The 23,332-nt window shown below is 37.6% G+C and carries 25 protein-coding genes and 2 pseudogenes; 18 read left to right on the top strand and 9 right to left on the bottom strand.

All coding sequences use genetic code 11. From position 1 onward, the window contains the following. Positions 1-23 precede the first annotated feature (23 nt). Together BMF77_RS03820 and mnmA are read right to left on the bottom strand one after the other, a co-directional pair. The gene (locus BMF77_RS03820) at positions 24-1,316 is read right to left on the bottom strand and encodes a ferredoxin:protochlorophyllide reductase (ATP-dependent) subunit N (RefSeq protein ID WP_148760778.1); all 1,293 of its coding nucleotides are present in this window, start codon (positions 1,314-1,316) and stop codon (positions 24-26) included. A 343-nt stretch (positions 1,317-1,659) separates the two neighbouring features. Further along, positions 1,660-2,715 (bottom strand): tRNA 2-thiouridine(34) synthase MnmA, encoded by a 1,056-nt coding sequence (gene mnmA, locus BMF77_RS03825; protein ID WP_148760779.1) that lies wholly within the window; start codon positions 2,713-2,715, stop codon positions 1,660-1,662. Positions 2,716-2,926: 211 nt separating this feature from the next. Between mnmA and psbP the strand changes: the two genes are divergently transcribed. Further along, complete coding sequence (gene psbP / locus BMF77_RS03830; RefSeq protein WP_148760780.1) at positions 2,927-3,472, top strand: photosystem II reaction center PsbP; 546 nt, start codon at positions 2,927-2,929, stop codon at positions 3,470-3,472. A 70-nt stretch (positions 3,473-3,542) separates the two neighbouring features. Continuing rightward, entirely contained in the window at positions 3,543-4,136 is a 594-nt protein-coding gene (locus tag BMF77_RS03835) for a nucleoside triphosphate pyrophosphatase (RefSeq protein ID WP_148760781.1), read from the top strand. Between the two features lie 3 nt (positions 4,137-4,139). On the opposite strand, the gene BMF77_RS03840 is transcribed toward BMF77_RS03835, so the two are convergent. Both BMF77_RS03840 and BMF77_RS03845 read right to left on the bottom strand, forming a co-directional pair. Then, on the bottom strand, positions 4,140-4,493 hold the full coding sequence (locus BMF77_RS03840) for a type II toxin-antitoxin system RelE/ParE family toxin (RefSeq protein ID WP_148760782.1): 354 nt from the start codon (positions 4,491-4,493) through the stop codon (positions 4,140-4,142). Then, the gene (locus BMF77_RS03845) at positions 4,486-4,740 is read right to left on the bottom strand and encodes a hypothetical protein (RefSeq protein WP_148760784.1); all 255 of its coding nucleotides are present in this window, start codon (positions 4,738-4,740) and stop codon (positions 4,486-4,488) included. The genes BMF77_RS03840 and BMF77_RS03845 overlap by 8 nt, the downstream gene beginning before the upstream one ends. 278 nt (positions 4,741-5,018) lie before the next feature. On the opposite strand from BMF77_RS03845, the gene BMF77_RS03850 reads away from it, so the two are divergent. The 5 genes from BMF77_RS03850 (at position 5,019) to BMF77_RS03865 (ending at position 9,844) form a co-directional block, all read left to right on the top strand. Next, positions 5,019-5,783 (top strand): phycocyanobilin:ferredoxin oxidoreductase, encoded by a 765-nt coding sequence (locus tag BMF77_RS03850; protein ID WP_148760786.1) that lies wholly within the window; start codon positions 5,019-5,021, stop codon positions 5,781-5,783. Positions 5,784-6,303: 520 nt separating this feature from the next. Beyond that, a complete protein-coding gene (locus tag BMF77_RS03855; protein WP_148760787.1) occupies positions 6,304-7,722 on the top strand; it encodes an HlyD family efflux transporter periplasmic adaptor subunit in 1,419 nt (472 codons plus the stop codon). 69 nt (positions 7,723-7,791) lie between these two features. Beyond that, entirely contained in the window at positions 7,792-8,946 is a 1,155-nt protein-coding gene (gene devC, locus BMF77_RS03860) for an ABC transporter permease DevC (RefSeq protein ID WP_148760790.1), read from the top strand. A 15-nt stretch (positions 8,947-8,961) separates the two neighbouring features. Then, positions 8,962-9,159: a hypothetical protein gene (locus BMF77_RS27660; RefSeq protein WP_246863060.1), complete on the top strand. Its 198-nt coding sequence runs from the start codon at positions 8,962-8,964 to the stop codon at positions 9,157-9,159. Next, the gene (locus tag BMF77_RS03865) at positions 9,128-9,844 is read left to right on the top strand and encodes a DevA family ABC transporter ATP-binding protein (protein WP_148760792.1); all 717 of its coding nucleotides are present in this window, start codon (positions 9,128-9,130) and stop codon (positions 9,842-9,844) included. Before BMF77_RS27660 ends, BMF77_RS03865 begins: the two co-directional genes overlap by 32 nt. Positions 9,845-9,944: 100 nt before the next feature. Here BMF77_RS03865 and BMF77_RS03870 read toward each other — a convergent pair whose 3' ends face one another. Continuing rightward, complete coding sequence (locus tag BMF77_RS03870; RefSeq protein WP_148760794.1) at positions 9,945-10,766, bottom strand: hypothetical protein; 822 nt, start codon at positions 10,764-10,766, stop codon at positions 9,945-9,947. A 105-nt stretch (positions 10,767-10,871) separates the two neighbouring features. Between BMF77_RS03870 and BMF77_RS03875 the strand changes: the two genes are divergently transcribed. The 3 genes from BMF77_RS03875 (at position 10,872) to BMF77_RS03885 (ending at position 12,741) form a co-directional block, all read left to right on the top strand. Continuing rightward, entirely contained in the window at positions 10,872-11,687 is an 816-nt protein-coding gene (locus BMF77_RS03875; protein ID WP_148760796.1) for an HAD family hydrolase, read from the top strand. Between the two features lie 433 nt (positions 11,688-12,120). Then, positions 12,121-12,459 (top strand): Mo-dependent nitrogenase C-terminal domain-containing protein, encoded by a 339-nt coding sequence (locus tag BMF77_RS03880; protein ID WP_148760798.1) that lies wholly within the window; start codon positions 12,121-12,123, stop codon positions 12,457-12,459. A 9-nt stretch (positions 12,460-12,468) separates the two neighbouring features. After that, entirely contained in the window at positions 12,469-12,741 is a 273-nt protein-coding gene (locus BMF77_RS03885) for a cupin domain-containing protein (protein ID WP_148760800.1), read from the top strand. Positions 12,742-12,803: 62 nt separating this feature from the next. Here the strand turns inward: BMF77_RS03885 and BMF77_RS03890 are convergent, their stop codons facing one another. The 4 genes from BMF77_RS03890 to BMF77_RS03905 form a co-directional block, all read right to left on the bottom strand. Then, positions 12,804-13,391 (bottom strand): Uma2 family endonuclease, encoded by a 588-nt coding sequence (locus BMF77_RS03890; protein ID WP_148760802.1) that lies wholly within the window; start codon positions 13,389-13,391, stop codon positions 12,804-12,806. A 122-nt stretch (positions 13,392-13,513) separates the two neighbouring features. Beyond that, positions 13,514-13,945, bottom strand: a complete 432-nt coding sequence (locus BMF77_RS03895; RefSeq protein ID WP_015083700.1) for an NUDIX hydrolase — start codon at positions 13,943-13,945, stop codon at positions 13,514-13,516. An 8-nt stretch (positions 13,946-13,953) separates the two neighbouring features. Next, positions 13,954-14,406, bottom strand: a complete 453-nt coding sequence (locus BMF77_RS03900; RefSeq protein WP_148760804.1) for a DUF3531 family protein — start codon at positions 14,404-14,406, stop codon at positions 13,954-13,956. Between the two features lie 45 nt (positions 14,407-14,451). Then, the gene (locus BMF77_RS03905; RefSeq protein WP_148760806.1) at positions 14,452-15,375 is read right to left on the bottom strand and encodes a Sll0314/Alr1548 family TPR repeat-containing protein; all 924 of its coding nucleotides are present in this window, start codon (positions 15,373-15,375) and stop codon (positions 14,452-14,454) included. Positions 15,376-15,495: 120 nt separating this feature from the next. On the opposite strand from BMF77_RS03905, the gene BMF77_RS03910 reads away from it, so the two are divergent. The 8 genes and pseudogenes from BMF77_RS03910 to BMF77_RS28870 all read left to right on the top strand — a co-directional run. Further along, positions 15,496-16,191 carry an ABC transporter ATP-binding protein gene (locus tag BMF77_RS03910; RefSeq protein WP_148760808.1) on the top strand — a complete coding sequence of 232 codons (696 nt, stop codon included), beginning with the start codon at positions 15,496-15,498 and terminating at the stop codon, positions 16,189-16,191. A 235-nt stretch (positions 16,192-16,426) separates the two neighbouring features. Further along, positions 16,427-17,182 carry a 16S rRNA (guanine(527)-N(7))-methyltransferase RsmG gene (gene rsmG, locus BMF77_RS03915; protein ID WP_371735293.1) on the top strand — a complete coding sequence of 252 codons (756 nt, stop codon included), beginning with the start codon at positions 16,427-16,429 and terminating at the stop codon, positions 17,180-17,182. A 146-nt stretch (positions 17,183-17,328) separates the two neighbouring features. Next, positions 17,329-18,327 (top strand): bifunctional riboflavin kinase/FAD synthetase, encoded by a 999-nt coding sequence (locus BMF77_RS03920; protein WP_148760810.1) that lies wholly within the window; start codon positions 17,329-17,331, stop codon positions 18,325-18,327. A 129-nt stretch (positions 18,328-18,456) separates the two neighbouring features. Beyond that, positions 18,457-19,854: an AAA family ATPase gene (locus BMF77_RS03925; RefSeq protein WP_148760812.1), complete on the top strand. Its 1,398-nt coding sequence runs from the start codon at positions 18,457-18,459 to the stop codon at positions 19,852-19,854. Beyond that, positions 19,851-20,462 carry a hypothetical protein gene (locus BMF77_RS03930; protein ID WP_148760814.1) on the top strand — a complete coding sequence of 204 codons (612 nt, stop codon included), beginning with the start codon at positions 19,851-19,853 and terminating at the stop codon, positions 20,460-20,462. Before BMF77_RS03925 ends, BMF77_RS03930 begins: the two co-directional genes overlap by 4 nt. A 208-nt stretch (positions 20,463-20,670) precedes the next feature. Further along, positions 20,671-21,579, top strand: coding sequence for a MoxR family ATPase (locus BMF77_RS03935; RefSeq protein ID WP_015083692.1), 909 nt, complete (start codon positions 20,671-20,673; stop codon positions 21,577-21,579). Between the two features lie 440 nt (positions 21,580-22,019). Further along, positions 22,020-22,781, top strand: a pseudogene (locus BMF77_RS28865) (6-carboxytetrahydropterin synthase); the annotation flags it as partial. 42 nt (positions 22,782-22,823) lie between these two features. Continuing rightward, positions 22,824-23,288: pseudogene (locus tag BMF77_RS28870) on the top strand (6-pyruvoyl tetrahydropterin synthase family protein); the annotation flags it as partial. Between the last annotated feature and the right edge of the window lie 44 nt (positions 23,289-23,332).

Genomic DNA, 23,332 nt, shown 5'->3' on the forward strand with positions numbered 1-23,332 from the left:
TAGAGTGCTTCGCGCTCTATTTCTTAGACTGTTAATCTTCTACGTCTCTCAAGCGGACGCGCAAACAACTCGGCTAAATCGGCGGCTTGGTCGTAACCGTGAATCGGTGAAAATACCAACTCGATTGACCATTTTGTCGCCATCCCTTCAGCTTCGAGAGGATTGGCTAAGCCAAGCCCACAGACTGTGATATCGGGTTTCGCCTCACGACAGCGATCAAGTTGCTTTTCCACATCCTGACCTTCTGATAAAGCTGTCCCAACTGGCAACAGGTTAATTTCGCTGTCCATCAATAGGCGATCGATATAAGGTGTGCCAACTTCGACTAGCTCCATGCCACATTCTCTCGATAAGAAACGGGCTAAAGGTATTTCTAATTGTGAGTCGGGAAATAGGAAAGCCTTGCGACCTGTCAGGGTTTGACGATAGCGGTCTAAGGCAACTTTGCCACGACTAGCGGCGGGGGCGATGGCCTGTTCAAATTTATCGGGATCAACATTGAAAGCATCGGCGGCGGTTTTTAACCAAGCAGTCGTCCCTTCGATCCCAAAAGGATAGGGCGATGGTAATAATGTCCCACCACGCGAAATCAGCGATCGCACGGTATCGCTTAAAAATGGTTGGGCTAATAATAATTTCGTACCTTTACCGATCGGTGGCAAATCAGCAGCACGGCGCGGCGGGAAGAAATAAACGGAACCCATCCCCATTTTGTCAAATAGCCTTTGGAACTGGTCTTCTACTACATCTGCGAGGCTACCAACCACCATCAGGCTTGGTTCATCGCTGTGGGGCAGTACGGGAACCATCGATCCCAAACAGGCATCTTCGCCTTGGGTAAAGGTGGTTTCGATGCCACTACCTGAATAATTAAGAATCCGAACTTTAGGAAAAAATCTCTGGTTGAGTCGTTCCGCAGCTTTGGCAAGATCGAGCTTAATTACTTCAGAGGGACATGATCCCACTAAAAATAATGTGCCAATGTCAGGGCGGCGCTCTAGTAACTGATCAACAACACGGTCTAATTCGTCATTAGCATCCGCGAGTCCTGCCAAATCCCGTTCACCGAGAATGGCTGTACCAAATCTTGGCTCCGCAAAAATCATTACGCCAGCCGCAGATTGGATCAAATGGGCGCAGGTACGCGATCCCACCACCAGAAAAAAAGCATCCTGCATTTTGCGGTGCAGCCAGACAATACCTGTCAAGCCACAAAATACCTCTCTCTGTCCTCGTTCTTTGAGTACGGGGATATCAGCGATAGATTTGGGACTATATGTTTGAATAGGAACTTCCGTGCAAGGCTCTAGAGCCATGTTTTGCTCTCCTTTGGGGCTTAAATCCCTAATGTTTCGTTTTTATGATCGCCCTAAGTTTTGCAGGGCTGAGTCATGTCATGGTTGCGGAAATGGGCGATAGCGAACGCATTGCGTCCCGGAGGGAACTAGCGCGACCTAGGAATCCCATGGTGATCGATAAGTTAGTTGTCTTTACTATATTGACTAAAACCTAGAGATGGGGCAAAAAGTTGCAAAGGTTTACAGGAATTATCCATTGGATTCATACAAGCGACTCTGATTCCTAACTGATTCCTGACGCATTGCTCAAACTTTGGGGAAAAATAAAGCCGTCATTGGCGAATCTTTATCCAGAATTGACTCAACCAAACTGTTCGATAATTCCCCCACCTAAGACCTTTTCTCCGTCGTACCAAACCGCAGCTTGTCCAGGTGTGATACTGAATTGCGGTTCATCAAATACTAACCGCACACGGGAATCTGCTAAAGGAATTACCGTCACAGGTACGGGTTGGGAACGATAACGGATTTGGACTTCAGCACGAATGGGGGCGACGGGTTCAGCTATGGAAACCCAATTTATCCGATTTATCGTACATTCTGACTGAGTGCCTTTGGTGCGATCGCCTACAATTACCCTGTTATTAGCTGCATCTAATTCGATCACATACAAGGGTTCGGCGGCGGCGATACCTAAGCCTTTTCGCTGACCAATAGTGTAATGATGGACACCATCATGTTGTCCCAAAACTTTACCAGTTTCATCAACAATATCACCGGGTTTGGGGGCTAAATATTTATCTAAAAATGCCCGCATAGAACCATTGCTTTCTACCAAGCATAAATCTTGACTTTCTGGTTTATCGGCGGTTTTTAAGTTGTATTCAGTGGCAATTCTCCGAGTATCAGTTTTATTCAGTTCACCCAGAGGAAAAATTGTTGCCCCTAATAAGTCTTGGGATAAGTCATAGAGGAAATAAGATTGATCTTTGTTGCGGTCTACGGCTCGTAACAGTTGGTAACGGTTAGTAGTGTCATCGTAGCGGATTTGGGCATAATGACCTGTGGCGATTTTCGTTGATGCCAATTTTTCCCGAGCATATTCCACCATTGGACCGAATTTCACCGTTTTGTTACATTGGGAACAAGGCAAAGGTGTAATTCCCACACTATAACCTGTTACCAAAAAATCAATAATTTCTGTTTGAAAGACATCCCGAATATCAACAACTTCATGGGGTATACCCAATTGTTCACAAATATCAGCCGCGTCGATCATTCCTTCAGAGCAACATTGCCCTTTGCCTTTCATCAGCCAAAGAGTTAAACCAATTACATCATAGCCCTGATTATGCAGCATAGCGGCGGCTACGGAACTATCAACGCCACCGGAAAGACCAACGACAACTTTTTTCATATTTTTCAAAGTCTTTGGGGCTTAATTGTTGCCACAAAGAGATTTTTATTTGACCACAAGGTGCGAGACTGTCCAATTATAGCACACATACTCATAAAGCCTGAAGAGGATGGCAAAACTAAAGTCTCCACATTGTCCAGATTAATGAGAAAATAAAAACTTGCAATTATCTTTACCTTGTATTGTTGACTGACCAAAGGAATTTGAAAAAATGTGGCAAAGAATTACGTTCATCTTATTATTGGTTTTGAGCTTCAGCTTGAGTAGTGTTGGTGTGGCTCATGCGGCTGGACTTAATAGGTTTGTAGATAGTGCTGACGGTTATCAATTTGATTATCCTAATGGTTGGTTACAAGTTAAAGTTGGTGATGGGCCTGATGTGGTGTTTCATGATTTAATTGAAGTATCAGAAAATGTGTCTGTGGTAATTAGTCCTGTTCCCTCTGGTAAAACTTTAGCGGAATTGGGAACACCAACAGAAGTCGGTTATAAATTAGGAAAGGCGGCTCTTGCTCCCGTCGGTTCTGATCGGACTGCTGAGTTAATCAATGCGGCTGAAAGGGAAGTAAATGGGAAAATTTACTACTTTCTAGAATATGCAGTTAAATTTCCTAATGGACAGGAAAGACATAATATTTCTAGTGTGGCTATCAGTCGTGGTAAGCTGTTTACGTTTAATGCTTCTGTTCCTGAGAAACGCTGGAAGAAACTGCAACGAATTATTGATGAAGTTGTGAGTTCTTTCACTGTTTATTAATAATTAGAAATGGTGGTAATTGAGAATTAACTATGATCAATTACCCAAAAAATTACTTATACAGCAATTTATGAAAATTCCGCAATTTGTCCTTGCTTCTGCTTCTGTTGCGCGTCGTCGGTTATTGCAAACTGTGGGAATTGAACCAATGGTTTGTGCGAGTGATTTCGATGAGTCACAAATACAACTGACTGAACCTGGGGAATTGGTGAAAACGCTGGCTAGGTGTAAAGCGGAAACTGTGGTTTCCGAATTTCCGTCAGCTTTGGTGATGGGTTGTGATTCGGTTTTGGCTATGGGTGGGGGGATTTATGGTAAACCAGAAAATGCTGAGGAAGCGATCGCTCGGTGGCAATTAATGCAAGGTAATTTTGGTGACTTGTACACTGGTCATGTTTTGATTGATACCACTAAAAATCAAACTGTGGTTAAATGTCAAGTTACTAGGGTGTATTTTGCAGAAATGAGCGATCGCGCTATTCAAGCTTATGTAGCCACAGGTGAACCTCTTCAATGCGCTGGGGCTTTTGCTTTAGAAGGATTTGGGAGTTTATTTGTGGAGAAAATCGAGGGTTGTCACAGTAATGTCATTGGTTTGAGTTTACCCTTATTGCGGCAGATGATCGAGGAATTGGGATATGAAGTTATAGATTTTTGGGGATAAGTGTCAATCTTCAGATTCATATTCAGAAATAATACTTTGGATATCATCTGGGGCAATATCAGCTTGTTCAGATTTTGCATAAATGGTTAGCAAAATAATAGCTGTTGCAGTTTTGACATAGTAAATGAGACGATAACCACCACTTTTACCTTTTTGAGTGTCGCTATTTTTGACGCGCAATTTGAAAACTTCATAACCGATTTTAGGAATGCAATCACCGAGTCTTTCTCCTTGTTGTAGTTGTTCTATAACTGGTTGAATATCATTGTGAATCTTTAGATATTTCTTGGCTAGTTTACGTAAATTTCGCTGAAATCTTAGTGTTACTTCTACTTGAATAAATGGGATATCAGACATTTTCAATTCCTTCCCAAAGTTGAGAAACAGGAATTGTGTGTCCAGTCATTGCTTCGTGCCAAGACTGACGAAAATCTTGAATTATTTCTTCTTTAGATGAAATTTGTTCATGATCTTCGTTAATTTCTACTGCTTCTGGAATAAGAATAATAACTTCTACACGGCTATTTTGAATAATATTTAATGGTTTATCTAAGGACAAACTTCCTTGTTGATTAACGGTTGCCATGACTTTAATTGCTTTCATAATTCCTCCAAGTTATTGGGTTTAGATTTAATGGTGCTTTCTTGTTATTTTTCGTTAGCTTCTGCAAAAGTATTATTTGAGTCAGTATTTATATATTAACATATTACAATTCAGTATCCCAGATAATCAATCATATTACAGGATACAATTCCACTTTTTGTCACATAAGTTTATTTTCATGATCAGCCCATACTATAACTTTTTGTTTATATTTCTAGGCAGAAAAAAATGGTACAAATAATTGTAAACTAACAAATAAATTGTATTTCCTAAATAATATGTCTTCGACTCCTTCCTTGCGTGAACAACAACATCCCCTAATTCGTCAACTAGCTGATTGTATTGAAGCAGTTTGGCATAAACACCTAGACTTATCACCATACCATTTACCAGCGGAATTGGGATATGTAGAAGGTAAATTAGAAGGGGAAAAACTGATTATTGAAAATCGTTGTTATCAAAGTCCCCAGTTTCGCAAAATACACTTGGAACTAGCAAGAGTAGGGAATATGTTAGATATTCTGCACTGTGTGATGTTTCCCCGTCCAGAATATGATATTCCCATGTTTGGTTGTGATTTAGTCGGAGGTAGAGGTCAAATTAGTGCAGCAATTGCCGATCTTTCGCCGGTAAACTTAGAGCGGATTTTACCAGATGGTTATAATTCGCAACTTAGTAAATTAACCACATCCAACTTTTCTCAACCTCGTGATTTACCAGAATGGGGAAATATTTTTTCCGATTTTTGTCTGTTTATTCGTCCTAGTTCCCCCCAAGAAGAAACAATGTTTCTTTCTCACGTAGAATCATTTTTAGATATCCATTGTACACAAGCCATCGCGTCTAGTCCAGTTGCACCGGAAAAAGTAGCTCAAATTATTGCTGGACAACATAATTATTGTACCAAACAACAACAAAATGATAAAACCCGTAGAGTTCTAGAAAAAGCTTTTGGTGTAGATTGGGCAGAAAATTATATGACTACAGTTTTATTTGATTTGCCAGAATTACCAGAAATGTCGGCAATTAAAAATTGCTATTAATCTATCTGTAAAATGCGTTACGTTTTCCCTCAACTGATAAATGTAGAATTTATATGAAGTCATCACCACGGATACTTCTGGGAGGGAAAATTAACGTTAATCACTCAAGTTTCTAGTTATTCGGTTTCGGCTGATAATTAGTAATTATTAATTATTAATTGTTAAAATTCTCACCTATTTGCTCAAAAGTTTTATTTTCTTTTGTAAACTTTAACTTCTAAAATTTCGCACATCTTCTTAAAAATGAAGTGTGGAATCTCAACTACTAATGATTTATAAAATCTACCAATTGTATCCCAGGTTGCTTTGAGATAGAAATTTTCATGTAAAGATAATACACCTGAATAATCACAGAGTGTAGTTTATCCAAAGTTAATCATACCCAACAATAGTTATAAAATTGCCAAAACAAAAACCTAAAAAGGTGTAAATATTGTATAAAGTTTGCTGTGGATTTTAATTACAGCTAATTTACTTTTTTAGTTTCATCACCACAATTCAGATAAATAGGTTAAATATCATGTCAAGGGTGAATGAAAAATCAAAATCCCCAGAAAAGGCACTTGAGCAGCCAAAAATTTGGTTGAGTATTGCCGTAGCTTTACCAGTAGCTATAGCTGCCGGTTTCTTAGCTACAGCGAGAATGGAACAATTAAAAAAACTGACTTCTACTGTATCTGTTGCCCCAGTTCCCAATAGTATTACTGCCATAGGACGCTTAGAACCAAGAGGAGAAGTAGTTAAACTTTCTGCTCCAGCGGGTTTATCAGGTAGTTCACGGGTACAACAACTTTTAGTCAGAGAAGGGCAACGAGTACAGCAAGGACAGATTGTGGCCATTTTAGACAGCCGCGATACCAGTATGGCAGTAGTAGAAGAAGCCAAAGCTAAATTGCAAGAATCCCGTGCGAATTTAGCCCAAGTTAGTGCTGGTCCACCAAGAGATGCTCAAGCTCAAAGATTCATTATTTCTCGGTTGCAAGCCCAACTAGCTGGAGAAAAAGAGGCTCAACAGGCAACAATTAGCCGAATTGCTGCCCAGTTAAGTGGTGATAAAGTTGCCCAACAAGCCACAGTTAACCGTTTGGAAGCGGAACTACTGGGACAAAGAAATTCTTTAAAAGCCAATATGGAGCGGATTAGAGCCGAACAACGAAATGCTCAAGTAGATTATGGGCGCTATGATTTTTTATACAAACAAGGTGCTATTTCTCAGCAAGAACGCGATCGCCGTCGCTTAAGTGCGTTAACTACAAATCAACAGTTAATTGAAAGTGAAGCTAGTTTAAAACGGGCAATAGATACTATTCAACAGCAAGTTTCCGAAGCTAGAGCTAATCAAATTAAAACCCTAGCGACCTTACAACAGCAGTTAATTGAAGCCACAGCCAACCGTAACAAAACTGTCTCCACTTTACAAAGACAAATAGACGAAGAAAGAGAAAGATTGAGCAGAATATTAGTAGTTAGTCCGCTAAATGTCCAAGTTGCTCAAGCACAAGTTACTAATGCCATTGCTTTAATGAGAAAAGCTCAAGTAGAACTTCAGCAAAGCTATGTTAAAGCTCCTAGTTCTGGTGAAATATTAAAAATTCACACTAAATCAGGGGAAATCATGGGAGCAAATGGAATTGCGGAAATCGGACAAACAGATCAGATGTTTGTAGTTGCAGAAGTTCCTGAAGATAGTATTAATAAAGTCCGTTTGGGTCAAACTGCTACTATCTCTAGTGACAACGGTGCATTTAATGGTCAATTAAAAGGCAGAATTACATCAATTGGTAGAAAAATTGGCAAGAAAGATGTCCTCAATAATGATCCAGCGGCAGATATTGATGCCAGAGTTGTCGAAGTGAAAATTGCCCTATCTCCAGAATTTACCAAGCAAGTTTCCGGTTTAACAAATGCTAAAGTCACCGTAGAAATTAATGAGAATTAACTTCCTATTTCTACGCCAAATATTCATGTTCAACTACTTAATTAGTATCGAGATCAAAAAAAATAAAAAATGGCAGTAAAAATACCTTTATCTTGGCTGCAACTGACAAGAGAAAAAACTCGCCTAGCAGTGGCTTTGTCAGGTATTGCCTTTGCTGATATTTTAATGTTCATGCAGCTAGGTTTTCGGGATGCACTCTATTACAGTAACGTGAGAATGCACAGCAGTTTAGCCGGAGAAGTGGTTTTAATTAACAGTCAATCTAATGCTGTTTTGGCAATGAAAACCTTTTCCCAACGCCGTTTATATAAGGCATTAGACTTACCTACAGTTCAGTCAGTACATCCTATATATTTAGACTATACAAGCTGGAGAAATCCTGTTACAGGTCGCCCTCGCAGTATCTTAATTTTCGGCATAAATCCAGAAGTTAATCTTTTTGATTTACCTGGAGTAGACGAAAATTTAAATAAACTCAAACTTCCTGATGTTGTTTTATATGACCGTTCTTCCAGAGTAGAATATGGTCCGATTGCTGATAGTTTTAATTCAGGAAAAGTTGTTTCAGCAGAAGTACGCAGAAGAAAAGTTCAGGTCGGTGGATTATTTACATTAGGGGCATCTTTTGGTGCAGATGGAAATTTAATTACGAGTGATGTTAACTTTTTACGGATTTTTAATAACCGTCAACGGGGATTAATTGATATTGGCATTATTAAGTTAAAGCCTGGTGCAGATCCCATCCTAGTAGCTCAAGAATTGCGAAGTTATCTACCTACAGATATCAATGTTTTAACTAAGGAAGAATTTATTGAATTTGAAAGAAATTATTGGGCAAGTAGTACAGCTATTGGCTTTATTTTTACCTTAGGAACAATTATGGGTTTTATTGTAGGAACTGTAATTGTTTATCAAATTTTGTATACAGAAGTCAATGACCATTTATCTGAATATGCTACGCTCAAAGCTATAGGTTACACTCAAAATTATTTACTAACTGTAATTCTTCAAGAGGCTTTTTTATTAGCTGTTGTTGGTTATTTACCTGGATTTGGCTGCGCTCTTGTTCTTTATAATGTTGCTAGAGATGCTACACTTTTGCCTATATTTATGAGTTATAATCGCGCCATTATGGTAATCATGTTAACTATTTTAATGTGCTTTATTTCGGGAATGATTGCTATTCGGAAATTAAGTTCTGCTGATCCAGCCGATATTTTTTAGATTGGTCATTGGTCATTGGTCATTGGTCATTGGTCATTGGGAAGAAATATTCCCCAACTTCCCCAACTTCCCCAACTTCCCCAACTTCCCCAACTTCCCCAACTTCCCCAACTTCCCCAACTTCCCCAACTTCCCCAACTTCCCCAACTTCCCCAACTTCTGACTCCTACACTCCCCTATTATGATCAACAAAGAACCTGTAATATCTATTAAAAATATCAATCACTACTACGGTAAAGGATCGCTGAAAAAACAGATTCTATTTGATATTAGTTTGGAAATATATGCTGGAGAAATCGTGATTATGACTGGACCATCTGGTTCAGGGAAAACAACTTTATTAAGTTTGATTGGTGGGTTAAGATCGGTACAAGAGGGAAGTTTAAAATTTTTAGGTGATGAATTGTGTGGTGCTAGTCAAAACAAACTGGTACAGATGAGACGGAAGATTGGTTATATTTTCCAAGCTCATAATTTATTGGGTTTTTTAACTGCTCGGCAAAATGTGCAAATGGCTGTGGAATTAAATAATAATATTTCCCAATCAACAGCTATTTCCCAATCAGAAGATATGCTGGCATCTGTAGGTTTACAAGAACGGGTTAACTACTATCCAGATAATTTATCTGGTGGACAAAAACAAAGAATAGCGATCGCTCGCGCTTTAGTTAATCATCCTCCTTTAGTATTAGCAGATGAACCAACAGCCGCATTAGATAAACAATCAGGACGTGATGTAGTCGAAATCATGCAGCGTTTGGCTAAAGATCAGGGAACTGCTATCTTATTAGTAACCCACGATAACCGGATTTTAGATATCGCTGATCGCATTGTCGAAATGGAAGATGGTCTTCTGACCCGTGATGCTCAAAATGTTGCTTCTAATCACAACTCCTAATTTTGATGATCCGTCTTCTTCAATACAAGTGATGTATTCCAAACCAAAATTTTTTTCCAGTTTGAATTTCTCGGTATTTATTGGTAATTTCAAGTTGTGATTATTTCTGAATAGCGTCTGCATGATGTGAATTTGCTGTCCTACTGTTTTTTGTCAGAGGGGTTTGACGGCTAGTTCTAAATGTCACATTCACGCCTTCATTTGATTGTTCTAGTACCAGCAACGCGGTAGGTTTAGCCTTTTGATCCCAGTGCATATAAACAATCCTACCTTGAATAGTCGGTTGCCAGGTATCATCATCTTCCTTGGGTCTAAGGTATGTTTCTATACAATTCATAATTTCACTAATTGTAGAAGAAGTAGCTTGAGTTGGCAACTTCATTAATCGAATTTGGGCTCTAAACAGCACCCGTTTCACAATGTTGGGTGCTACACCAGTTTCATACTCAATATCGAAAGTTTCATCTATTTCCTTACCAGTATTACTAGCAATTCCTATAGATCCTTGGTTAGTTTGAGCAGGACGTAGGACTTGAGATATCTTATCTTTAACCTTAATTTTAATTTGATTAACTAGGGCAAAATAGAATACGTCCTCTGACATCCGCATTCGCAGATAATCTAAGTTAAAGTCCCGTGAGTGAAGTAAATCTGGATTAGTTTCCATTTTGCGAATAGTTTCTAAAGCTAACTTCAGCTTTTTCTCTAATTCTCGTGTGCGGAATTTTTCAAAAGTTAGTTTTTTCTCCCCCTTTTGCACTAAAATTTTGCCATAAATAATTACAGCAACCAGAGCTAAAACCAGTCCTCCACTAGCACACAATAGCAATGGTATAGCTGGGAATTCATTGCTAGAAACTTCTGTATTCGTTTTTGTTGTTTTCAATCTAGACGATTGAGCCAGAAAAATTGTACTAACCATAATTCACAATTTGAACCTTTTAACTCCTGATGTTTAGAATACCCAAATCTTATTTAGTAGTTGGCTGTGGTATAAGTATTTTTTACATTGTCTTGATCATGTCATATGTACAAACCTATTAGTCACTTGGATCAGCATTTTATCAATATACAGCCATTGTCTGATATAACATCTACGCATTCATATCATATTTGCCTGTTAGCAACAGATATGGATGGGACACTAACTAAAGATGGCAGATTTACATCTCAACTGCTAAATACTTTAGAGAGTCTATCAGCAGCCAAAATTCCGGTCTTGATTGTGACTGGACGTTCGGCTGGGTGGGTAAGTGCTATTAGTAGTTTAATGCCCATTGTCGGTGCGATTGCCGAAAATGGTGGTTTATTTTATCCATCAGGTAATTCTGATCCAGTTACACTCACGCATATTCCTGATTTGGCTAACCATCGTCAAGATTTAGCTAGAACCTTTGTGAACTTACAAACTTATTTTCCACAAATCCGAGCATCTGCTGATAATTTATTTCGAGTCACAGACTGGACATTTGATCTTACCTCACTAACGACTGATCAACTAAAAAATATAAGTGATCTTTGTAAACAGATGGGTTGGGGATTTACTTACAGCAATATTCAGTGCCATATTAAACCCCAAGGACAAAATAAAGCTGCTGGTTTATTAAAAGTCTTAGATCAATATTTTCCCACATACTTGCCAGAACAGGTTATCACTGTTGGTGACAGTCCCAATGATGAAAGTTTATTTAACCAGCGTTATTTTCCTATGTCCGTAGGTGTGGCAAATATCCAGGAGTATACAAATCAGTTACAGCATCAACCTACATATATAACTACAGCAGCCGAAGGAGATGGTTTTTGCGAGTTGTGTAGTTATATTTTGCAAAATTGCCAGCGTTAGCAGGAGGTAGGGACGCAGGGACTAGGCCCAGTTAGGAGTCACCGAGTCAGAAGAAAATTACCTGTTCCCTATTCCCTGCGATAAAGTGACTTGCATAGCTTTTTTATTGATCTTCTATCACCTAAAATTAATGTCATCGTTTCCTAATGGTTATGCAGTCTAGCTGGAGGAGAAAGCTATATACATCCGTGTTTTTGGCAATTCCCATAGTAATTTTATATATAAAATTACTATATTCAATATCAGGAATCCATAAGCTAAGACTATACCATTTTTATATTTTCTTTGTTATTTTGTATTCAACTGAACAGTTATTCAACACAAAGCCAGTTTTAATAAAAATTAGTTCAACTACTTTACCGTTCTTCAAGTTCAGTCCAAATTGCCACATTGTCCAATTTCTATCAATCTCATCTACATAGGATTTACAATAATGCTAAAAACAAATAGTGAACCGATGATTCTCTCCAGTTTTGTCAACCCTATCGAAGAAAACCATTCAGTTAAAAATAAGTTTGATTTATTGCAAAAAATCCGTCAACGTCTAGACGACATTGAAATTGATAATCGTCGAGTTGCCAAATTGATTGCTAAAGTAATTCCTGCCCAATGTCCCTTCGAGCGTGATATCGTGGTTTTTGGACGAACAATTGCTCATATTCCACCTATGTGCAAACTAAACCCACTGTATGATCAGTTTGTCGGCTTGCGTTTTCGCGCATTATGTTATTTAGTAGATAAGTGTGGAGAAGACATCCAATCTTATTGTTAAATACAACTCATGGAAATTAAAGTCGTACATCAACCAAATCTTGAACATCTCAACGAGTTAGATGTATTCAACTGGCCAATTTGGGAAAAGGAAATATCCCAATTTTCCTGGGCTTACGATGATCAAGAAACTTGCTACTTTTTAGAAGGTAATGTTGTTGTCACTCCTGATGGAGGACAAGCGGTACAAATGGGTAAGGGAGACTTAGTAACTTTTCCCGCTGGGATGTCTTGTACATGGGAAATTACCAGCGACGTAAAAAAACATTATTGCTTTGATTAGTATTTCTGCAATCTCAATAACTAATATCTGAGGATGTGAATTGGATGTTATTTAGAGATTGGCTATGAAACTATTGATCCTAAAATATCATCTACAACTAAGTTAATTTCGGGGAATGCTTGAATTGACATTTTTTCTCCTCGACTTAGTTTTTGAATGTCGCTATAACCATTTTCGCTAGGGTAGCGATAAACAATAATCACTTGTTCATAAATATCAACTAACCAAACTTCAGTAATACCACTACTAGCATAGAGAGGAATTTTTACGTCTCTATCATATTCTAGACTGCTATCTGCAACTTCAATTAATAAGAAGATATCTTGGGGTTGAGGGTGTCCAGATTCATAAAAATCTGCACGGGGTTGTAGTAATGCAATATCTGGTTCAGGTTCAGATAAGTTGTTTAAGATAATCGGATTTTGTACCCTAACAATCACTTTCATTCCCAGAATATTGCTAAATAAGCGATTAATTCTGTCAACACAAGCTGCGTGTCTTCTACCAATTGGTGACATTTCTATAATTTCTCCATTAATTAGTTCTACCTTATCATTTTCTGAAAAAATACCGACTTCGCTCATTTGATGGTATTGAGAAACATTGAGACGAAAGGTGTTAAGGCGTGGTTTTGCTAATTGTAGAGTCATAATTAACTTCCTGTATTTACCTTTAGTTTTAATATAGCAATCTTGAGTGATTAAGATCCCCGACTTCTCAACTTAATTTATTATTTAGTGACAAGATAAAAAAAGAAGTCGGGGATCTAGGTTTACAAATAATCAAAAAAGACTTCGGGAACTAATCTTAATTCACCAGATTTGAATCGAGAAATATCTATCCACAATGCGCGATGTTGACGTTCTGGTGTTTCCGCAAAAGTTAAACTTTCAATTTGATAAAACTGGGAATCAGCAAAGTCGCATTCATAAAGTTGAATGATTTCATGTCCTTGTCTACCGTCAAAAGTAAATAAGTTCTCAATACAACTTAGATAGCGAATATTTGTTAATTCGGCTTGAATTTCTTCTTGAAATTCTCTAGCTAAGGCTATGCGGCTAGTTTCGCCAAATTCTACGCCACCACCTAAAGCCCGGTAGAATATTGATTGTTTCTTAGGATCGAATCCTTCAGAAACAAATATTCTATTACCATCTCGAATTAGGGCTAAAACAATTACCCGAATTTGACCTTCTTTATTCATGATGACAATTAATTATCGTAAATTGAAGAGGGACGACTTTCGCTATCTTCTGTAGGCCAATCTGAATTTTCGCCACCAATGTATAGTTCTTCAATTGTGACGTATTCTTCAGTTAGTTGGGTGAGGGCGTTGATCAGAATGTCTAATGCGATCGCATCACTTGTACCTAAATCAAACCAACAACGTCCCCATTCTCCTTCATATTCAAATTCACCCATGTTGTGCATCAAAGCCATTAAGCTTTTATCATAGCCTCTTGCATCATAGTCCATGTAGCTGATATCAAGTCCTGTATCTTGGATTTGCAGATTTTCCGCATTAAATCCCCCCAATTTACCTAGATAAAACCAGGAATTGAATACTTCTTCTACATATTGTTTTTCCCGTTGGGAGGGAACATTGCTAAACTTCAACCAAATCCAAGCATCAAAAGGATTAAACTCGCGGAATTGAATTTCCATTTTTGTAATGGGTAAAACTAGAATTTTGTAACAACTGACCACTGACTACTGACCACTGACAGCCTGATTGCGTTCATATTCAATTTGTTTAACTAAGTTAGCAGGAAGTTGAGACTTTTTGGCTAATGCTTTATCAAAATGAATTATTGCTTCCTTGATTAAATCCTGACTTTTTTCTTTTTTTCCTTTTTCATGGAGAATTTGGGCTTTGAGATAGTAAATTTCTGGGTTGTCAGCAGTTGTTTTTAAGGCGCGGTTGACATAATCTAAAGCCTGGGAATGTTGTTTTAAATCTCGATATGCTAAAGCAATACCTCTATCTACTAAATAACCAGGTGCTGCATTTTTTTCCAATCGGTTAATTGCATCATCTGGACTAGTAAAAGGTAAATTCACAGCTAACATTAAATCCATATAGCCGCGAATTAAGTTTAACTCTGGATCATTAGCAGAAATCTCTTCGGCTCTGTCAAGATATGTATAGACTTTCCGCAACCGACTAAAAGCGAGGGGCGCACCATTTACAGTTCCTTCCCGCTTTAAAATTACCGCCCCCTCTAAAAAATGACCAACCGCAGTGTATAAATTACCACGTAATGGGTCACTAGCGATGAGATTTTGTCCAGTTTCCAGGGTTTTTCGGCTGTATTTTGCTAAACTAGTCTGATCTTGATTTTGATATGCTAAAGAAGCCTGAAGGGCGTAAATTAAAGGTTCATTGGGTTCGCTAGAGACGGCTTTTTGTAAAGCATCTTTGGCTGCTGGGTAATTTCCTTGCTGAAAAATAGCATTAAAAACAGCTTCCGTGCGATCGCCAATTTTATGAGGTTCACGAGAGCGAAATGGATCACCCGCAAAGGATGGATTTACTAAAATATTTAAAAGGATGGAAGTAGTTACAGTCACCTTTAAAAATGGAGCAAATCGCCAGAATATCCTAAATTGAGGCATTAAAACCTGTTTAAACATGATAACCCTCAGAATAATTACAGTTGAAATTGTTGTGTCTATTACCTAAAATGCAAAAATAGTGAATATAAATTACGTCTATTTCCATCAAAATTTTTCATAACTTGGTAATCTTCACAAATGCTCTATCTCAGAAATCTAACTTATCACCCCACAGCCTGCCCAAAAGCAATTCTTCAAGCTATAAATTTAGAATTACCACCCCAGAAACTGGGTTTAATTATTGGTCCTAGCGGTTCGGGTAAAAGCACCTTATTAGAAATTTTATCTGGATTGGCTGATCCCACTGCTGGTGGAGTTTTCTGGAGAGAACAGGGACTCATAGCCGAACAACTACAACAATTAGCCGGTTTAGTATTTCAATTTCCAGAAAGACACTTTTGCGGGGCGACAATTTTAGAAGAATTGCGCTTAGGACATCCTGAACTGGGAGCGGACAGGGTTAAACAAGCATTAACAGAGGTTGGATTAGATCATTTATCTTTATCTGCGTCACCTCATGCTTTAAGTGGTGGACAACAGCGACGTTTAGCTTTAGCGGTGCAGTTAATTCGTAAACCAAATTTATTATTATTAGATGAACCTACAGCGGGTTTAGATTGGTCAATGCGTCGCCAATTGGTGAATTTATTAGCCGAACTCAAAAAAGATTGGACATTGTTAGTTGTAACACACGACGCTGGTGATATGTTACCAATAGCTGATTATTGTTGGACTTTAGATCATGGGGTCTTAACATCAGGAGTCAGCACTTCGGCTTCGCTCAGTGACCAGTCAGGAGTCAGAAGTCAGGGAGAAGAGGTAAAATCTGCTTAATTCTAAATTAATCTTCAGAGTAATTGAACGCAGATGAACGCAGATGAACACAGATAAGGAGGGATGAATTCATGGATTTGATGATGTTATGTAGCTTCACATAAAATTAGGTATGAAATTCCCAAATTGAACCTTTAAAACTCTTTCCTTGGCGTGATTGCGCCTTTGCGTGAGACTAAAATTCATACCCTTAATCAGTAACGCCAAAATAACTTAAAAAAATTAATTTTAACCAATGAATTTAGAATCTTTACCTATAACTAGTTTGCCAGAAATGGGGGAAATATGGCAAAAAACTCTGAATTGGCAACCAACAAATTGGGAAGAAAACCAATTTCAACAGCTTTATCAATTAATCTTGGCAGGAAATCGCCAATTTAACTTAACTCGCATTACTGAACCTGAAGAATTTTGGGAAAAACATCTTTGGGATTCTTTGCGAGGAATTGCACCTAAACAATTATTTATTCCCGGTATTGAAAAGGGTAAGCGGATAATTGATATTGGTACGGGTGCAGGTTTTCCTGGTATCCCAATTTCTCTAGTTTTTCCTAATTCTCAAGTTACGCTTTTAGATTCTACAGGGAAGAAAATTAGTTTTATTGAGACAATTTTATCAGCACTTGCTCTGAATAATGCCAAAACTTTACTGGGGAGAGCCGAAGAAATTGGTCAGCAAATTCAACACAGACAACAGTATGATCTAGCTGTAATTAGGGCTGTGGGTAATGTTTCTGCTTGTGCTGAATATGCGTTACCTTTAGTAAAAAAAGGCGGTTTAGCGGTAATTTATCGCGGTACTTGGACTCAAGCCGAAAATGAAAGTTTAGAAATTGCTGTTACCCAATTAGGTGGGGTAATTGAACTAATTGAAGAATTTTCTACTCCCTTGAGTAATAGTATTCGTCATTGTCTTTATTTACGAAAAGTAGCAAACACACCAATTAGTTTTCCCCGTGCGGTTGGTATACCCAGTCAAAAACCAATTTAATCAACTGATTTCTCGATTTTAGATTAGATTGGTGATTAGATATCTAACAGCGCGAGAGCGTCAACATCGTTATAAATGGCTGAACCAAAGGTTCAACAGTAGCTAACCGCTGATAGCGAAAACAAACCTAAAATCCCAAAATCCAAGTGTTAAATTTGTCTCAAAATGGGTGTTCTGTATGGGTTGCTTCTGCAACAGAAGAACTGCTGACACCAACTGCTGTTGCTCTTGGCAAATTTGATGGTGTTCATCTTGGTCATCAAAGAGTGATTCAGCCAGTATTGCAGTCAGCACGGGGTGAGGAGAATTCAGTCCGCCCATACTCAACCGTTGTTACATTTGATCCCCATCCCCAGGAGTTTTTTACAGGACTTCCCCGTGATTTGTTAACACCACTGGATGAAAAAGTTGCACAATTGCGATCGCTTGGGGTGGAACAATTGGTATTATTACCTTTTGATAGAGAACTATCTGCCCTTTCCCCTGAAGAATTTGTCGATAAAATCCTCGTTCAACAACTACAATGTCAACAGATTAGCGTTGGACAAGACTTTTGTTTTGGCAAAAAGCGCATGGGTACTGCTCAAGATTTGCAAATACTCGCGGCGAAATATAATATACCCGTGACCATAGTTCCTATAAAAACTGATATAGAAAACTTTTCCGCAGCAGATGATACTCGCATTAGTACCTCATTAATCCGGGAAAGTTTGGAAGTCGGTGATATTCAAAAAGCAAATCGTCTTTTGGGAAGACCTTACAGCCTTACAGGTATAGTAGTAACAGGTCAAAAATTAGGGAGAACTATCGGCTTTCCTACCGCCAATATTCAACTACCAAAAGATAAATTTTTACCTCGTCATGGTGTTTATGCTGTGGAGGTTATTATTCATAACGAAACTCCAGACAACTCTCCCACTCAACATTTTGGAGTCATGAATATTGGCAATCGTCCCACAGTTAATGGTATAGATACTAGCGTAGAAGTACATTTATTAAATTGGTCTGGTGATTTGTATGGAAAAAATTTGCTGGTACAGCTAATAAAATTTCTGCGCCCCGAACAGAAATTTTCTTCCTTAGAAGCGCTGAAAAATCAAATTCAACTTGATTGTACAGCAGCTCAAGAAATTTTTAATTCCTAATGCTGGAGAAATTTCCAAAAACAAAAAACCACCTATGTAATATGAAATATCATGGGAGGTTATGCCTCCCAAAAAGTATTTCTATTATGGTATATTTATTGTATAATCATCAAAAAATCACATTTACCTATGCAAAAAATAATCATCGAAAACTTCGGTCCAATTGAATATGCAGAAATTGAAGTCAAGAAAATATTAGTTTTGATTGGTGAACAAGCTAGTGGTAAAAGCACTATTGCTAAATTGATTTATTTTTTCAAATCACTAAAAGATGATTTATTTACTCAAATCTATCAAGATACAAATCATAGCCAGCTTGAGCCTATGTCTGATATTATTAATCCTATAAGAAAAAAATTTGAGAGTTTCTTTGGTTCTACAAAGAATTTACCTGATTTTAAAATAGAATTTTATTATAGTTTCGAGAAAAATAAAGTCCTCAGATTAAGTATTGATGAAAACAAAAGACTAAAAACTCATTTGGGTGATCTATTAGATAGTAGTTTTAAAGCTTCTATAAGTAGTCTTAAACGACTTTTACAAGAACCTTTAAATTCAAATAGTATTAGTGAGCAATTGCAATTATTTTCTACAGCAGAGAAAATTAGATATATTGAACAACTTTATAGATTGCTAAATGAATTGTTTGAAAGTCAGCAAACAGATTCATTGTTTATTATTGCGGGAAGAAACGTAACAGTAAGTTATTCTGATTTATTTGAAAAATATTTAATTCAATCTAGTTTAGGAGAAAACAGAAGAAAAACGTTACAACGACAAACCATAGATGAAACTTTGATGTTAAAATTTATGGAAAAAATTGTGCGAATTAAAGAGACTTTTAGAAAGATTGGAGATTTTAGTTTTGAAGGACTAATTGATAATTATGCAAGAAATGAAGTGAAAGGAAAATTATATGATATCAAAAATAGAATAGATAAAATCCTCAAAGGTGAATACCAAATTGATCACAGGGGAGAAATAATTGTATTAAATATGGAACAAGAATATGTTTATCTTTCCAATGCTTCATCAGGACAGCAAGAATCTATTAGGATATTACAAGATATTTTTATTAATATCCTTGATGATGCAAAAGTATTAAGAATAATAGAAGAACCAGAAGCACATTTATTCCCTGTTGCTCAAAAGCAACTAATTGAATTATTGACTTTAATGGTAAATCAAAATGATGATAACCAACTAATTATCACCACCCATAGTCCCTATGTTCTCACAGTTTTTAATAATTTACTCTTCGCAAATAGAGTAGTTGAAAAAAATCCGTCAACAGAATCAGAAGTAGCACAAATAATTCCCCAAGATTCCTGGTTAAGTGCTAAAGATTTTTCTGCTTATTCTTTAGGAAATCAATCTGTTGGTGAAGATACTAATTACTGCGAACCTATTTTTAATCAAGAAAAAGGTACTATTCAACAAAATTATTTAGATACAGTTTCGGAAATTTTGGGTGGTGATTTTCAAGCTTTGTACAGTATTCACGCTAAAACTTTCAAAAGAAAATGAGCAAATTTGAGGATATTAAAGAACTTCTATCAACTGCTTTTGATAATTTTTCCGATGTTCTGGAAATTGAAATGAGATCAGAGTTTTCAGTGATAGAAGTGCAGGAGTACGGACGACAATCTTTTATTATTGTCAGTATTTGTTTTGATGATAATACATTTACGATTAATTTAAATGGTAATGAGACTGTGATAACCGATTTTGATAGCACTAAATTATTTAGTATAAGTAATGCTAAAATGGTTGGTTTTATTCCTATTGATGGAGACAAAGGACTTTTAAGATTTAGTAATTCTCGTCGTTGCGATTTTGTATTTTTTGATGAAAATGATTTTTGTTTTGTAGAGTTCAAATTAAATGCAACAAGTGAAGAAGAAAGAGCTATACGTAAAAATAGGAAAGAGTCCATTGACCAATTAAAAACCACTATCAGTTGGTTTCATCTTAAATTAGAAAAAAACTACGCGGGTTTAAATTTAGAAGCTTATGTTTGTACTCCTAAATTTTATTATCCAAGATTTAATTCAAGCTGGGGAGAACTTGCAGAGGATTTTTTAAACAACTATGGTTTTAAACTTTTTGAGATCGATTATAAAATCTGTGATTAAATAATATATTTAGAAGTAAAACCAGTTCCAAAAAGCTGTTTTTTGATTTTTTCTTCTCGCGTTAGTGGTTTAGCAACTCCAGAAATCTTTAATTCTTATGCTGGATTAAGCTTGTTACGTGGGAATACTGTAGAAAAGGCTAAACTATTAAACAAGTTTTTAGTCAAAACTCAGAAGTAAACCTTCTCCATTCCCCCCCAGGTACTGCATGAGAGAAAAAATTGACGCTTTAACACAAAATTTGGCTCGTACCATTGTTGGTAAACATGAAGCCATCCGCTTAGTCATAGTAGCTTTACTTGGTGGTGGTCATGCTTTATTAGAAGATGTTCCCGGTGTCGGGAAAACCCTCTTAGCCAAATCTCTAGCTCGTTCTGTAGATGGTAAATTTCAACGGTTACAATGTACCCCTGACTTACTCCCCACAGATATCACCGGCACAAATATTTGGAATCCTAAAACTGGGGAATTTACATTTCTACAAGGCCCTGTATTTGCTAACGTCCTCCTAGCGGATGAGATTAACCGGGCTACACCTCGTACCCAGTCGGCTTTGCTGGAAGTGATGGAAGAACATCAGGTAACAGTTGATGGTGTTTCTCGTCTAGTTCCCCAGCCATTCTTTGTAATTGCTACCCAAAACCCCATTGAGTACCAAGGGACGTTTCCCCTCCCAGAAGCTCAAATGGACCGGTTTATGCTGTCTTTAAGTTTAGGCTATCCTTCTGAATCAGAAGAAATGCAAATGCTCCAAAATCTGCAAGCAGGTTTAAAAGTTGCTGATTTACAGCCTTGTATTACTTTAGAAGAAGTCCAAGCATTACGCCAAGCTTGTTCTCAAGTCAAGGTAGAAGCATCTTTGCAACAATACATTTTGGAATTGGTGCGAACTACTAGACAGGATGAAGAAATCACTCTTGGTGTGAGTCCTCGTGGTACTGTGGCGTTACAAAAAGCTTCCCAAGCACTGGCTTTTATTTTAGGTAGAGAATATGCTCTTCCCGATGATGTCAAGTTTCTCGCACCGCACGTTCTTTGTCATCGTCTGATTCCTAGAGGGGGAAGAAATGCCAAAACTATAGTTGAACGGTTATTGCGATCTGTGCCTATCCCTTAATATAAAATATCATGGGAGGTAGATCCTCCCAAAAAGCGGATTTTTTCGGGTTTTTTATGCCAATTTTGGAAAAGAACATCTTATTTCTGATTATTAAAACTTATACCTTGTCTGATAAAAAACAACAAAAACTTATAGTTGCATCTTGATTGAAGAACTAAGAAGTCCTGATTTTGCCTTTTGCCACTTTTTCAGCAAACCCTAAGAGGTTGTTTGAAAAGTATTATATGAAACCCATAATCTCCAAAAACCTAACCCCCCTTCCCCCCTTCCCTACAAGGGAATGGGGTTTTTAAAGCCTCTCCCCTGGTAGGGGAGAGGTTTGGAGAGGGGTCTGTTTCCACATTAAAAACTTTTAAAACATCCTCTAAGTAACAAATTGGTTTATGCTGTAAATAGTGAAAGTTTAAGAAATATTAAGTTCTCCTCCTCGTATAATCATGCAATGTATTGTTAATCGCCGCGATCAGTTTTCAGCAGTTGGTCGGTATTGGTTCCCAGAACTGAGTCAAATTGAGAATTTAGAAAAATTTGGTGCTTACTCAAAATTTCCCGGACACGGACACAACTATGTCTTGTTCATTTCCATGATTGGGGAATTAGATGAGTATGGTATGGTGCTGAACCTGTCTGATGTCAAGCACGTCATTAAAGGGGAAGTTACCAGTCAACTAGATTTTTCCTATCTGAATGATGTGTGGACAGAATTTCAACAAACTCTCCCCACAACGGAAAATATTGCGCGAGTGATTTGGGAACGTTTAGCACCCCATTTACCTTTGGTGCGCGTCCAGTTATTTGAACATCCTCAACTTTGGGCTGATTATCAGGGAGAGGGAGAAAAAGCTAATTTGACTATCAGGACTCATTTTAGCGCTGCTCACCGTCTAGCTCCTAACCTCAGTGTTGATAAATATGGTAGATGTACTCAGACTCACGGTCATAATTATCATCTAGAGGTGACTGTGGAAGGGGAAATAGACTCCCGTACTGGCATGATTGTGGATGTAGCTGCTTTAAATCGAGTGGTGGAAGATTATGTGGTGAGAATATTTGATCACTCTTGTGTGAATGAAGATATTCCTTATTTTGCCGATATTGTACCCACTACAGAGAATATTTCCCGTTACATTCATGGTCTTTTAGAATCACCCATTGATGAATTAGGGGTGAAGCTATCCAACATTAAACTGTTTGAAAGTCATCAACTTTGGGCAGATTATTCGGGTAAAGATAGGTCAGGTTATCTGAGTATTAGCACTCATTTTAGCTCTGCTCATAGATTGGCACACCCTGATTTGAGTTTGGCAAAAAACACGGAAATTTATGGTAAATGCGCCCGTGTAAATGGACATGGACATAATTATCAATTGGAAGTAACTATAAAAGGGGAAATTGATTCCTCTACGGGTATGGTTATTGATTTGGGGGCTTTAAATCAGATAATTACAGATTATGTGATTGAGCCATTTGATCATACTTTCTTAAATAAGGATGTTGCTTTCTTTAATCAAGTTGTGCCAACTGCGGAAAATATTGCTCTTTATATTAGTAATACTTTGCGATCGCCTATTCAAGAATTAGGTGCAACTCTTTACAAAGTTAAACTGGTTGAAAGTCCTAATAACGCTTGCGAAATCTATGCGGCTGATTCAGAATCAACATCTGTCAATGCAGCAGTAAGTCAACCCGTATTGGCAATAGTTTAAACCTATCCAGCATCCAGATCCCCGACTTCTTTGAGAAGTCGGGG

This window comes from Dolichospermum sp. UHCC 0315A (assembly GCF_008121535.1).
GTDB classification, from domain to species: Bacteria; Cyanobacteriota; Cyanobacteriia; order Cyanobacteriales; family Nostocaceae; genus Dolichospermum; species Dolichospermum lemmermannii.

Coding starts and splice junctions, on each gene's coding strand:
- BMF77_RS03935 (WP_015083692.1), top strand. CDS start 20,671: ATGAGAGAAAAAATTGACGCTTTAACACAAAATTTGGCTCGTACCATT.
- BMF77_RS03850 (WP_148760786.1), top strand. CDS start 5,019: ATGTCTTCGACTCCTTCCTTGCGTGAACAACAACATCCCCTAATTCGT.
- BMF77_RS03885 (WP_148760800.1), top strand. CDS start 12,469: ATGGAAATTAAAGTCGTACATCAACCAAATCTTGAACATCTCAACGAG.
- BMF77_RS03820 (WP_148760778.1), bottom strand. CDS start 1,316: ATGGCTCTAGAGCCTTGCACGGAAGTTCCTATTCAAACATATAGTCCC.
- BMF77_RS03835 (WP_148760781.1), top strand. CDS start 3,543: ATGAAAATTCCGCAATTTGTCCTTGCTTCTGCTTCTGTTGCGCGTCGT.
- devC (WP_148760790.1), top strand. CDS start 7,792: ATGGCAGTAAAAATACCTTTATCTTGGCTGCAACTGACAAGAGAAAAA.
- BMF77_RS03845 (WP_148760784.1), bottom strand. CDS start 4,740: ATGAAAGCAATTAAAGTCATGGCAACCGTTAATCAACAAGGAAGTTTG.
- psbP (WP_148760780.1), top strand. CDS start 2,927: ATGTGGCAAAGAATTACGTTCATCTTATTATTGGTTTTGAGCTTCAGC.
- BMF77_RS03925 (WP_148760812.1), top strand. CDS start 18,457: ATGCAAAAAATAATCATCGAAAACTTCGGTCCAATTGAATATGCAGAA.
- BMF77_RS03865 (WP_148760792.1), top strand. CDS start 9,128: ATGATCAACAAAGAACCTGTAATATCTATTAAAAATATCAATCACTAC.
- rsmG (WP_371735293.1), top strand. CDS start 16,427: ATGAATTTAGAATCTTTACCTATAACTAGTTTGCCAGAAATGGGGGAA.
- BMF77_RS03930 (WP_148760814.1), top strand. CDS start 19,851: ATGAGCAAATTTGAGGATATTAAAGAACTTCTATCAACTGCTTTTGAT.
- BMF77_RS03875 (WP_148760796.1), top strand. CDS start 10,872: ATGTACAAACCTATTAGTCACTTGGATCAGCATTTTATCAATATACAG.
- BMF77_RS03840 (WP_148760782.1), bottom strand. CDS start 4,493: ATGTCTGATATCCCATTTATTCAAGTAGAAGTAACACTAAGATTTCAG.
- BMF77_RS03890 (WP_148760802.1), bottom strand. CDS start 13,391: ATGACTCTACAATTAGCAAAACCACGCCTTAACACCTTTCGTCTCAAT.
- BMF77_RS03880 (WP_148760798.1), top strand. CDS start 12,121: ATGCTAAAAACAAATAGTGAACCGATGATTCTCTCCAGTTTTGTCAAC.
- BMF77_RS03900 (WP_148760804.1), bottom strand. CDS start 14,406: ATGGAAATTCAATTCCGCGAGTTTAATCCTTTTGATGCTTGGATTTGG.
- BMF77_RS03905 (WP_148760806.1), bottom strand. CDS start 15,375: ATGTTTAAACAGGTTTTAATGCCTCAATTTAGGATATTCTGGCGATTT.
- BMF77_RS03910 (WP_148760808.1), top strand. CDS start 15,496: ATGCTCTATCTCAGAAATCTAACTTATCACCCCACAGCCTGCCCAAAA.
- BMF77_RS03870 (WP_148760794.1), bottom strand. CDS start 10,766: ATGGTTAGTACAATTTTTCTGGCTCAATCGTCTAGATTGAAAACAACA.
- BMF77_RS03895 (WP_015083700.1), bottom strand. CDS start 13,945: ATGAATAAAGAAGGTCAAATTCGGGTAATTGTTTTAGCCCTAATTCGA.
- BMF77_RS03855 (WP_148760787.1), top strand. CDS start 6,304: ATGTCAAGGGTGAATGAAAAATCAAAATCCCCAGAAAAGGCACTTGAG.
- mnmA (WP_148760779.1), bottom strand. CDS start 2,715: ATGAAAAAAGTTGTCGTTGGTCTTTCCGGTGGCGTTGATAGTTCCGTA.